The 12,539-nt window shown below is 37.2% G+C and carries 11 protein-coding genes; 4 read left to right on the top strand and 7 right to left on the bottom strand.

From position 1 onward, the window contains the following. Positions 1 to 23: 23 nt before the first annotated feature. Positions 24 to 1,676 (bottom strand): hydroxylamine reductase, encoded by a 1,653-nt coding sequence (gene hcp, locus OOA_RS01330; RefSeq protein WP_008910315.1) that lies wholly within the window; start codon positions 1,674 to 1,676, stop codon positions 24 to 26. 489 nt (positions 1,677 to 2,165) lie between these two features. Between hcp and clcA the strand changes: the two genes are divergently transcribed. Next, positions 2,166 to 3,557 (top strand): H(+)/Cl(-) exchange transporter ClcA, encoded by a 1,392-nt coding sequence (gene clcA / locus OOA_RS01325; RefSeq protein ID WP_008910314.1) that lies wholly within the window; start codon positions 2,166 to 2,168, stop codon positions 3,555 to 3,557. A gap of 55 nt (positions 3,558 to 3,612) precedes the next feature. Here clcA and tehB read toward each other — a convergent pair whose 3' ends face one another. The 5 genes from tehB to OOA_RS01300 form a co-directional block, all read right to left on the bottom strand. Continuing rightward, on the bottom strand, positions 3,613 to 4,500 hold the full coding sequence (tehB, locus tag OOA_RS01320; RefSeq protein WP_008910313.1) for an SAM-dependent methyltransferase TehB: 888 nt from the start codon (positions 4,498 to 4,500) through the stop codon (positions 3,613 to 3,615). 189 nt (positions 4,501 to 4,689) lie between these two features. Beyond that, positions 4,690 to 5,769 carry a linear amide C-N hydrolase gene (locus tag OOA_RS01315; RefSeq protein ID WP_008910312.1) on the bottom strand — a complete coding sequence of 360 codons (1,080 nt, stop codon included), beginning with the start codon at positions 5,767 to 5,769 and terminating at the stop codon, positions 4,690 to 4,692. Positions 5,770 to 6,228: 459 nt separating this feature from the next. After that, positions 6,229 to 7,038, bottom strand: coding sequence for a hypothetical protein (locus OOA_RS01310; RefSeq protein ID WP_008910311.1), 810 nt, complete (start codon positions 7,036 to 7,038; stop codon positions 6,229 to 6,231). Positions 7,039 to 7,384: 346 nt separating this feature from the next. Further along, positions 7,385 to 7,963: a YceI family protein gene (locus OOA_RS01305; protein ID WP_008910310.1), complete on the bottom strand. Its 579-nt coding sequence runs from the start codon at positions 7,961 to 7,963 to the stop codon at positions 7,385 to 7,387. A gap of 14 nt (positions 7,964 to 7,977) precedes the next feature. Continuing rightward, positions 7,978 to 8,535, bottom strand: coding sequence for a cytochrome b (locus tag OOA_RS01300; RefSeq protein ID WP_008910309.1), 558 nt, complete (start codon positions 8,533 to 8,535; stop codon positions 7,978 to 7,980). 402 nt (positions 8,536 to 8,937) lie between these two features. On the opposite strand from OOA_RS01300, the gene OOA_RS01295 reads away from it, so the two are divergent. Continuing rightward, positions 8,938 to 9,567, top strand: a complete 630-nt coding sequence (locus tag OOA_RS01295; protein WP_008910308.1) for a glutathione S-transferase family protein — start codon at positions 8,938 to 8,940, stop codon at positions 9,565 to 9,567. Between the two features lie 132 nt (positions 9,568 to 9,699). Here OOA_RS01295 and OOA_RS01290 read toward each other — a convergent pair whose 3' ends face one another. Continuing rightward, entirely contained in the window at positions 9,700 to 10,317 is a 618-nt protein-coding gene (locus OOA_RS01290; RefSeq protein WP_008910307.1) for a malonate decarboxylase holo-ACP synthase, read from the bottom strand. Between the two features lie 218 nt (positions 10,318 to 10,535). Between OOA_RS01290 and OOA_RS01285 the strand changes: the two genes are divergently transcribed. After that, positions 10,536 to 11,504 carry an FUSC family protein gene (locus OOA_RS01285; protein ID WP_008910306.1) on the top strand — a complete coding sequence of 323 codons (969 nt, stop codon included), beginning with the start codon at positions 10,536 to 10,538 and terminating at the stop codon, positions 11,502 to 11,504. A 344-nt stretch (positions 11,505 to 11,848) separates the two neighbouring features. Beyond that, positions 11,849 to 12,490 carry an NAD(P)-dependent oxidoreductase gene (locus tag OOA_RS01280; RefSeq protein ID WP_008910305.1) on the top strand — a complete coding sequence of 214 codons (642 nt, stop codon included), beginning with the start codon at positions 11,849 to 11,851 and terminating at the stop codon, positions 12,488 to 12,490. Positions 12,491 to 12,539 lie beyond the last annotated feature (49 nt).

Raw genomic sequence — 12,539 nt, 5'->3', positions numbered from 1 at the left:
ATTACCTCCCTCTAAACTTAATATTACGCTGGCAAAATATCAGCCAAATCTTGTTCAACCGTGGTAATACTCCGCATGCCAAATTTTTCATTCAGCACATTCATGAGATTATCTGTTAAAAATCCTGGAGCTGTCGGGCCGGTATAGATGTTTTTAACGCCAAGTGCTAGCAGTGTTAGTAGAATAACAATCGCCTTTTGTTCAAACCAAGATAGGATCAAACTCAGTGGTAGATCATTCACACCGCACCCTAATTTTTCGGCCAGATTTACTGCCAGCATAATTGCAGAGTAAGCATCATTACACTGACCAACATCCAATAAACGAGGAAGCCCCTCTAATGTACCGAAATCTAATTTATTGAAGCGATATTTACCGCATGCCAATGTCATAATTAAGCAATCTTTAGGAACACTTCGAGCAAAATCGGTGTAATAACTACGTTCACCACGGCTACCATCACAACCACCGACTAAGAACACATGACGTAATTTTTTTTGTGCGACTAAATCGATAACAGTATCAGCAGCACCTAATAAAGTTTGACGACCAAAACCAACCGTAATTTTGTGCTCAATTTCAGTATATGGAAAACCATTCATGGATAACGCTTGGCTAATCATCCCTGAAAAATCATCACCTATAAGATGTTTAGCACCCGGCCAACCAACAATACTACGAGTCCAAATACGGTCTTTATACTGACCAACATCGGGATCAATAATACAGTTTGAAGTCATTAATACTGGGCCTGGAAACTTGGCAAATTCAGTTTGCTGGTTTTGCCACCCACTACCATAGTTACCCACCAAATGAGAATATTTTTTTAGTTCAGGGTAACCATGAGCAGGTAACATCTCCCCATGAGTATAAATACTTACTCCTGTTCCTTCAGTTTGCTCTAGTAGCATTTTCAAATCTTTCAAATCATGCCCTGAAATCAAAATACATTTACCTGCGATAGGACGAACATTTACTTCAGTTGGCACCGGATGACCGAATTCACCGGTTTCACCTGTATCTAACATTTCCATAACTTTAAAGTTCATCATGCCGATAGCCATTGCATTTTCAAGCAATTCATTCATATCTGCCGGTAGAGTGCCTAGCCATGCCATGATTTTATGATATTCAGCATAGATAGCATTATCATATTGACCTAAAACATGGGCATGCTCCATATAAGCAGCAGCGCCTTTTAATCCATATAAACAAAGCATACGCAAACCGTGGATATCTTCACCAATAAGTGCTTTATCGATATCAAGTGAAAAATCTTCTGATTGCTTTTGTAAAGTTTCAATATCATCTCCATTAAGTTGAAGATGAACCAATGGATGATTAAACACTATAGCGCTATTGGAAGCTTGACATTGCTTAATTAATTTATCACGTAAGTAAATTGCTTCACGCGCATAACCGATGATGCGCGCTGAATCGAAGTTAACATTGGTTAAAGTCGAGAAAAAAGCACGGGGAGCAAAGCTATCAATATCATGATCAATAATACCCAATTCACGTGCAGTGACTGCACTCGCAGATAAGCTTTGCAACACGGCAACCAGTAAGTCTTGAAGGTCTGAAGTTTCTGCTGTTTTACCGCACATACCCTGTGCGTATGCACAGCCATTACCAGCTGGAGTTCTCATTGTTTGTTCACATTGCACACAGTACATGTTAATCACCTTATAAGTTGCATTTTAAATACAACATTAAGACTAAACCTTTTCCGACAATAAGAAAGGCTAGATAAACAGTTATCTGACTGTTTATTGATCTATATTAATATTTTAAGCAAATGAGAATTATTATCCACTTTCTGTAGTTACATCACATTTGATAGGTTTAAATCTTATTACTTTAAATCTATCAAATTGAGTTCTTAATCATTAATTATTAAAAAAATAAAAATCTAACTTTAATTTCCTAATAAATAACAATATAAATAACATTACTTTATTTACTTTTACTTTTACTTTTTAATTAAATAAATTTAATTTTTACGTCATATATCAATGATTAAAAACCGCCAAAATTTAGCTTTAATCCTAATCCATCTTGGATTAAATATTTAATAATAAATTTATGATCCGATTTGTCATATATTTTGTTATGCTAACAATACAATTATTTGCCATTCATCACTAATGGAGCGTCGTAAGAAGATGTCCGAACAAAATCCCATTAGCCAATCTGCTATGAAATACCATTTCGGGATTCTCAGACGATTAAAAGAATCCGATAAAACACCTTTGGTGATCCTCATTCTAGCTGCTGTTATTGGGGCATTTGTTGGGCTTATTGGCACTCTCTTTGAATTAGCTACGACATGGATTAGTAACTACCGTAGCACTACTGTCCCAGAACTTGTCACCGATAAATGGTTAATTGTTCCTGCGATGTTTGCTGTATCAGCCATCCTTGCGATGATTAGCTACTACCTCGTTAAAAAAATATCCCCTGAGTCTGGTGGATCGGGAATACCTGAAATTGAAGGTGCTTTACAAGATTTACGTCCTGTTCGTTGGTGGCGAGTCATTCCTGTCAAATTTTTAGGTGGGTTAGGCTCTTTGGGCTCAGGAATGGTACTAGGTCGTGAAGGACCGACAGTACAACTTGGTGCAAATATCAGCCAAATGTTTTACGATATTTTCCGCATTAAGAATAATGAATCTCGCCATACATTATTAGCCGCTGGTGCTGCAGCCGGCTTATCAACCGCCTTTAATGCACCTCTTGCTGGTATTTTATTTATTATTGAAGAGATGCGCCCACAATTTAAATACAGCCTTGTATCTATAAAAGCGGTAATTATTGGCGCAATTACAGCCACCATTGTCTATAGAATGATTAGTGGTGAAGCTGCAATATTAAATATCGGGCAATTTTCTTCAGCACCCATGAATACACTTTGGCTATATTTGATTTTAGGTATGTTATTCGGTGTAATTGGTATTTGCTTTAATAGCTTCTTACTCTATCTACAAACTAAATTTCTTGCCTTTTATCAAGGTAAGGTTTCACGCTTTGTATTGATGGGGGGATTAATTGGCGGATGTTGTGGTGCGATTGGTGTTTATACACCAGAGGTCGTCGGCGGAGGTTTTTCTGTTATTCATCAAATGATGGCAGGAAGTTTTGCAATCACTGCTTTATTAATATTTTTTGCTTTACGCTTTTTAACATCAACTATCAGCTTTAGTTCTGGGGCTGCGGGTGGCATTTTCTCACCTTTACTCGCCTTAGGAACGCTTTTTGGTGGAATTTATGGCTATTGTGTATTAGAACTTTTCCCTGATTACCAGATTGAAATAGGCACTTTTGCTATTGCTGGAATGGGAGCTTTATTTGCAGCAACTGTCAGAGCACCACTAACAGGATTGGTACTTGTACTCGAAATGACCAGCAATTATCAACTCATCCTGCCGATGCTGATTACCTGTTTAGGTGCCACAATGATTGCTCAATTACTAAATGGTAGACCACTTTACTCCGTTCTTTTAGAAAGGATACTGCAAAGAAGCTCGCAAGAAAAATCAGCTAAAGCTGAGAAGTAATATACCCAAAAGCGGGTTGCTCGTGCATCCCGCTAAAACTATCTAATCGCAATAATCATTTCTTTTTAGCAATCAACGTCGCAAAATTTAGCTTAATGCGATTTCCTTGTGCATCTGTTCTGTGAAGATGACCTGGGTTTTCATTATATTTTAGGATCTCCCAGTCTTTATAATAGGCTTGTAATTCACCTTGTTTAAGGAAGCATTTGAATGGGAGCAAATCTAATGGCGCATCCTGTGTTTCAACAGGACATACGATTAAATTAATACCGCCAACTAATGTATGTTCCTGCATATTAGCCACAATTTCTGCAATATTTTCGCGTTGTAAAAACATTAACACGACTGTTGAGATAATTAGGCCATATTCACCTGTAATTTGGTGGCTATTAATATCATAAACTGCAGTTTTGATATTCTCGATATTTGCTTGTTTCTTAACTATTTCGATAGCTTGAATATGTTGAGCATTGATATCCACTGCTGTCACATCATAGCCTTTTAACGCTAAATAAAAACTATTACGCCCTCGACCAGAACCGAGATCTAATGCTTTCCCTAGCTGAGATAAATTATTTTCACATAAATATCTAACTTCTGAATGTGGGATCGTTAAACCGTATTCTTTATAGAATTTGATATCAGGATCGCATAAAAAAGAGAGTTGACACTGCATATCATCACTACAAGCCGAGATTCTATGCCATACTTGCGGTTCGATGATTGGCGGTTGGTTATCAGTGTTAAATGTAAAGTGTTGCTCGCTACCATCATCCGCAAAAATAACAAAATCGAGAGATCCCGTTAATATCTGAAGTTGTGCATAAGTATCTTCTTTAGTGTTATGGCGCTCTTGAAACGTTACAGGTAACGAAGCTTTGTCCCATACTGGCATGGTTTTATAACAAACTAACTCACTCATATCATCACCTTTAAGTTGCATTTTAAATACATCTTAAAACGTTATCCATTTATCTGCAAAGGTTTCATTCAGTGATGGTAAATAATTTGATTAGAATCAACCTTCTGAATTAATAGAAGGCTGATTTATAAAAATTTAAAGGTTATTGACCTCTGACAGCCAATTTTTATTCACATTAAATGCCTTTTAGGCAAAGAGAGATCACAGTCTCTAATAGCCAAGTTGTTTTGCAGACAGCCCTAAAAATTGAAATGGCTCGCTATCAATATAGTCTTTGGTTGCATCACCTGAAAATATATTACTTTGCTCAACACCCAGATCAAGTTTCTTCACTTTGCCTGTTTGCTCAGAAAAATCGATTTTTTTGAGGTCAGTCCAAAAAATATTTGGGGTAAGTGCTGATTCGAAGAAATAGAGTTGACGCTTATGGTCAACTAAAGTCCGCCAGCGAGTCGATGAAATTTCAGGTGAATTCTCAGATGTTAACCCGTATGGAACCGACACATTACGGATTACACCAAATACACTTGCGACAGCTTTATTTGGCGTCGTTTGCTGCGGAATCGCATTAATATAGAATTGTGCTCGAGCAAACCTATCCGCAGAGCGATTAGTACCTGGTAACATCACAGTGCCACCAATTCCTTGCCAATATTCCTGCATTGCTAACTGTTTTTCATAAACAGGTGAGTTTGTCATAACCTGATATTGGCGGCTATGGTGAATCACTTGTTTGCCATCTATATATTCTATAATTGCACTGTCACCACTCGCATCAGACAAAGATAAATGCAATGTTGCTAAACGGTCTTGACCAGGAACATTATCCGTCATCACTAATAGCGGTGTTTTTTCGAGAGCTTCAACAGCCTCAGCGACAGTTGCATAATTGTCGAGCATATATTGAGCCCACAAAGAGATAGACAATGTAGGTTGTTTATCATTCGATTGAGGATATTGTGATTCCGCTAACCATAATAGATTGGCAACTAAACCTTTTTCGTTAATCCCATCCGTGGTTGAAATATCATAACCTGACGCGATTACACTGCCATATTTTGATTTCCATTTCAGAGAATTTGGACCTGCGATGCCATCTCGACTCATTCCACGTGGAAATATCCATAAATTTGTGCCGATATCATATTTCCAATCCATCGTTCTACCGGTCATGGTTTGCTGATCTTCACCCAAATAAACCACGCGCGTACAGGCCTGAGTTACCACTGATGGAACATAAACTACAGCAGCAGTCAGTAATGCAACCATACTTTTTTTAACAAATGACATCTCATCTCCTAGAATAAGAAAAGTTAAAGCAGATAATTTTAAAATACGCTTTTTAGACAATCACAATTTGATAAAATAAATCTGTGCAACTTTTCTCTATTACGATATTCATATTATTGATGAATTAACAATCACAAATTACTCATAAAATTATAGAGTATTTATTTGAGATGAACACCTGTAATGATCAAATTGAAATATTAAGTAACTATTAGTTTTTAGAGGAAAGCGGCTTAATTTTAGCTTACTAACTTCGAAATAAGCCACAATTAATATAGACAGACACCAATTACGCTATCTAGATAAGAATACAGGCAGCATCGTTTATCAGTTGGAAACCTGAGGTATGGCGAGTATAAATACTCAATAATTCAACTTTGTATACCAATATTTAAGGCGAAAAACGGATGTTTTTTAACAATGCCTCATCAATTCCTTAATCAAGCATTGCGTTAATAATTATTGGTTTGCTGCAGAAAATAAGGTTCTTAAGAAAGCTGCTTTTTGCTTATTATCTGGCATCGCAAGGATGTCATCGTAGAAACTTATCGTTATTTTGCAAGTTACCGCAGGCTGAAGTTTTGCTTGCTCTAAATTACCCAGAATCGAAGATTGGCTACCATACTTTTCTACCAATTTTTGTTGGAGACTCGTCAGAATAGCGATTTGCTCTGTACTAGATAACATAGGTTGCTTTATATTTGCTTCACTCGAAATGAGTAGCACATTCGTTGCAGCCAATTGCTTGAGTTGTACTGCTTGACTCTTTTGTGGTGGAATAATTACAGCTGATTCACGTAAATAAGGAAATAGCGAATAAAAACAAGTTTGGCCAGTAGGATCAACTTCTAGCAAAACGTTTAAATAATCATTTATCTTGCTAGTAAAATTAATAACAGATTCATCTGAAGCATAAGAAATACGTTCAATGACTAAGCTCATCACCGAGCCGACAACTTGATCAAAGACCTGCCGAGTCAATTGTTCATTCGATGGATCATAATCACGAGCACTTTGCTCAATGTTTGCATAGGTTTGAGGACTTAGCTTTTTAATCGTGGCAATAACAGGCATTTGCTTTTCTAATTCAGCCATAACCTCTGTTTGATCAACACCTAATGGCATCGTTAAAGAGGTTGATGGAATTCCAGCATCTGTTTGTGTTGATAATGTATTATCATCTTTACCCAGCCAATAAAAACCAAATGCAAATGCAATAAAAATAATGACAACAACAACTGCTGTTTTGCGTGAACTATTTGTCTTCAAGGATCGCCCCCACCTATAAAAGATATACCTTTCATAACCCAAGATGTATGTTGGCGGTTACGCTAGCCCCTAAACTACATAGTTATCGATGTAGTTAGTTTTTTTCACCTAAATAGCGTTACTTACTGCCTTCATTAAACTCAAATTATTTTGGATATAAAAAATTAATACTATCAATTGGCTTGTCTTTAATAGACAGAATATATAAAGCCATTTGATTTTTAATGTATTCTACCCTGTTATGAAGTCAGCAAGCTATAGGATAAAAGGAAAGAACTTGAAGATTAAAAATAAAAAAACCCCGGTGCAGAAGTGAACCGAGGTTATTTTTTGACAAAAAGGCCAATTATTTATTTTGTACGCCTTCAACAGAGATTAACAATTCAGCTTCTTGTGATTTTGGACCAAGATCAGATTTGATATTGAAGTCTTTTAGTTTGATATTACCTTGCGCTTCAAAACCAGCACGGTAACCACCCCAAGGATCTTTACCTTCGCCCATTAATTTAGCATCTAAAGTGATTGGTTTAGTCACACCATTTAGAGTGAAGTCACCTGTAATTTTATAGGTTTCGCCTTCTTTTTTAACCGCGGTTGAAACAAATTTTGCTTCTGGGAATTTTGCAGCATTTAAGAAGTCGCCACCACGAATATGCTTATCACGCTCAGCATGGTTGGTGTCGATGCTACCCGTTTTAATCGTTACTTCAACTTTATCTTTTGCTGGATCTTTTTCATCATAAGTAAAGCTACCATCAAAATCTTTAAAGCTACCGTAGACCCAGCTATAACCTAAATGTTGGATACGGAATTCGATAAATGCGTGCTGACCTTGCTTATCAAATTGGTAGGTTGCTGCTAATGCTGAACCTGCTGTTAAAAATAATGCACCTGTAGTCAGACCAAGAACCGTTTTCTTAAACATATCTATCTCCACGTTTATTTATCGGGATTAAAACCCAACATTCTTTTTAAAGTAATATCACCATCAAAAAAGTGATGTTTAAATGCCGCAAAGGCATGCAAAACTGATAACAAAACAACGGCCCAAGCAAGATATAGATGAATTTCACCCGCAGTATCCGCCTGTGTTGCTGCACCAGTAAATAAAGCCGGTACTTCAAACCAATCAAAGACACTAATTGGTTGCCCATCCGCAGTCGAGATTAGATATCCGCTAATCAAAATGCTAAATAAGATTACGTAAATCAAAATCTGTGCAACTGCCGAACTAATTTTGGTAACGCGACTATAACTTTCGAGAGGTTTAGGCGAAGGAGAAATAAAACGCCAAACAACACGAAATGCCATAACAATAAATAATAAAATTCCTATACTCTTGTGGATCTCAGGAGCTTGATGATACCAACTATCATAATAACCAAGAGAAACCATCCATAAACCTAATGCGAACATTCCATATACGACAATTGCAACCAACCAATGTATGAGCAGCGATATATGCCCATAACGTGTGGCACTATTTTTCCATTGCATAATAAGTAACCTTATAAATAACAGGTAATCGTTTGTTTTAGTAACCTGAGGTGATCATAAGGGGATTCGACATTTATTCCTATCCCTATCTTAAACAAATAATTTGTTTAAGATATTCAAATACTATCAACATAATAGATTTTTTTAATTAATTATTATTTGTCTATCTGAAAATATTCAATATAAATAAAGTTATCCCTGTTTTTTGTAAATAACCGTATTATTTATTTTATTAGTAATATTAGAATCATCATTTTAGCTATAAGTTATAATTAGAAAATATAGACCAATTTTCATTTATTTCTAATAAATCATTTGTAGACCAAAAAAATAGCTTTAAATTGGTATGCTCATAACGTATTTCGACCATAAATTCTTCACTACAGACAGAAAGGGCACACTATGTACAAACTTTGGATAGCCAATAAAAATTACTCTTCATGGTCTTTACGTCCTTGGATTTTACTCAAAGTACTCGATATCCCTTTTGAAGAAAATCTTTGTTATTTTGAAAATGGTAAAAGTAGTCATGAGAAGTTTAAAAGCTTTTCCCCAACTGGGTTAGTTCCTTGTCTCGTGGATGGAAAACAAACCGTTTGGGATTCATTAGCTATCTGTGAATATGTGTTTGAAGACCATCCACAAGCATGGCCATCAGATCGAGCAGCTCGTGCATGGGCACGTAGTGCTAGTGCTGAAATGCACTCTGGATTCACCGCTCTGCGCAGAGAATGCCCAATGAATGGTGCAAGGCAGGCGCCGCTAGGATCCCTCTCACGTGAACTACAAGCAGACCTCAATCGTCTTCAACAATTATGGCAAGAAGGCTTTACGACATTTGGTGGGCCATGGTTAGCAGGGGATAAATTTAGTGCTGTTGATGCCTTCTATGCGCCTGTTGCATTTCGAATTCGCAGTTATCAATTACCAGTGAGTAATGCCGCTCAGCAATGGGTTGACCGGATGCTCGCTTTACCTGCAATGCGAGAATGGCAACAAGATGGTCTAAAAGAGCCAACCATTAACCATTAATTAAAAGGGCCCGTATGCGGGCCAACTTTTGAACATGATATGTTGATAAAAAAATCATCTGCACGAGCATCAAAATTAATATTTGAACAATTCGCTTAGATTAACAGCACTGACCGCCTAAACCTCCATCAATTAGAGATTTTCATCCCATGGATCAGCAGTCATCACATCACCTTGTGGAGTATGCAAAGTGACTTGCTCGTTTTTAAACCACTCAGCTAAAGAAAAACCGCCTTTAGGCGTTTCAACATGAATATCAATATGACATAACGGCGTATTGGCTTTAATGGCAAAGTCAGCAAAATCTTCTTTTTCATGGCGGGTAGGACAGCGGATCAAAATATCAAGATCACAACCAGAAAGCATACTTTGTATATCAGTCGCCAGAGTATAAGCACAACTACCTGTCACACCCCACGCCCACGGCCAATTATGTTGAGATAATAACAATAAAACCTGAACAGGAGGCAAAGCAATAAACATAGAGCGCTGTAGTTCACGTGAATTAGCTACCAATGACTCAACATTCATAATATGTGTAATTGCAGATTTATCAATTTGAGTCACAAAACGCTGAGCTGGTTTTATCCCTCTGATGCTCACTGATAATTTATTTTCAGCTGTTACTTCTCGACGAACCACCAAGGGTAATTGAGTATTCCATTGAGAGATTGCCCATGCAGGTAGTGATTCCACGGGTAAATCATCAAGGCTATTGATCCAGACAAAGTCATGGGGATTCACGTGCATTATTTATTCCTTCTTTTAATTCTGACGACATGCTCTTAAGATTATTATGCATTTTTTGTCTAGTAAAAAAAACCGATGGGCAGTTTTATGCCGCACAGGATAATTTTATCTCTATTTTCAATCACATTGATTGATGAAAGACTCACAGTACATATTTATGATAGTATAAATTCACTTTAATTAATAATAAGTTACACTGTAATTATGAGCGTCTTTTTATGAGAAAAATACCAGCAATTAATGACGGTCTCATGTTTAGTGGCTGTATGTTACTTTGCGCAGCCACCGCTTTCATCATTATGGATGTGCAAGCGTCGATGTGGGCAGCATTTTCAACCTTATATGCATTTAACTTATTCAACGCAGCAAAAGAGTATAAAAATTATATTTATACTGCTTTTTGGCTTGCTATGATCATGGTTGCCGTTTTTATCGGTGATACTTTACGTCTAGGCACAAGTTTTTATATTTATCTTGCCGTTTTCTCTTTTATTTATTATCAACTCTACGGTACAGACCCTGTGATGGACCTGACAATGAAATTTATGATTGTCATGTCAACCATTGGAACTATTTTACCTGATATCTCAAAAAGCCTTGCTTTCGGGTTCTTGATTGGTAGCAGTGTTACCTTAATGGTCTGTTATATCTTAAGTAAAAAAATGCATCGCCATAACATTATTTCCGGCAGTTTAGTCGAGCAAAATTTATTTACTCTACAAAAGAATATAATTCCCCGTTCCATGACTTATGCTACTGGATTATTGCTCGCCTTGGGGATTCCTCACCTACTTAATTTTGGCCATTTTTATTGGACACTCATCACCTTCGTATTTATTTTACACCCTAAGTCCCAAAGTATTATTCGTATAACTATACAACGAGTTGTTGGAAGCTTAATCGCCGTTCTTTTTCTTTACTTTTTATTTAATACCCCGATGATGCCTTATATTGGCCTTGCCTCTATCGTCATTTTTGCTTTTCTTATACCAATGAGTTTTCATCATGGTTATACCTTTACGACATTTATCACGACCAGCTTTATTCTCTCCGTGCTTGAACAAGTCATTTATTGGCGACATCCTGCCTATATGCTGCTATTTGATAGAGTATTAGAAACTGCATTGGGTGGTGCGATTGCTATCATTACCAGTATTATTTTGCGTCTATTTAGAAATGCCAAATAGCGGTTAATTGGCCCTGTTACATCAGGGCTGACGTCTTTCTCTTCCACGATATTCTTGTCTGCTTTACCCTACTCACTCTCATATCATTTGATGGCATTAACCAAACATCATGCCAATACTAAAAATATATTTTGAGTAGACAGCCAAAGTTCGCAAACTCGCATTACTGAAATAAAACCATAAATTACGAGGCCGAGCGTAACTAATGGTAAAGTGCGAATGGGATACACCAAATTCATCAGTGTTGAGATATACTTGAAGAGAGCTACGTAGAAAACCTGATTCAATGAACGCGATAGATTCAAACTATAGTTTATTATTATCAATAACTTGCGGGGCAAAATATGAAAATATCCATTATTGGTGCAACTGGTTTTGTAGGCAAAGTATTGGTCGAAGAAGCGCTACTTCGCCATCATCAAGTTACGGCTATTTCTCGCCACAGTAATCAAATTCCTCAACATGCCCATTTGATAACAGCTGTGGGGGATATTTTAGATGTTTCTTGGTTAACTTCTCGGCTTAAAGGGCAAGATGTCGTAATCAGTGCATTTAATGGCGGCTGGAAAAACCCGAATTTATATAAAGACACGGTCGCGGGCAACAACGCTATTTTACAAGCGATTAAGCAGTCAGGCATCAAGCGCTTTGTCGTCGTCGGTGGTGCTGGAAGCCTTGAGATTGCACCAGGCGTTGACCTAATTGATTCACCTGATTTTCCAGCGGCTATCAAGCCGGGTGCGCAAGCTGTTAGGGAATTAAAACAAATACTGCAAAACATGCCAGAATTAAATTGGACATTTGTTTCCCCAGCTGCTGTTTTAGAATCTGGTGTACGTACAGAAACGTTTAGGCTTGGGGGGAACCAATTATTGATGAATGGCAATATTCCTGCAAAAATTTCAGTCCAAGACCTTGCTGTTGCGATCCTTGACGAAGTTGAAACACCACAATTTATTCGCCAGCAATTTACGGCTGCTTATTGATAATCGAGGTCCGCCCCTTATTCTTAGGGGCGGATCTCTCAATATCAGC

This window comes from Providencia burhodogranariea DSM 19968, assembly GCF_000314855.2.
GTDB classification, from domain to species: Bacteria; Pseudomonadota; Gammaproteobacteria; order Enterobacterales; family Enterobacteriaceae; genus Providencia; species Providencia burhodogranariea.
This window is presented reverse-complemented; position numbering and strand designations above follow the sequence as displayed.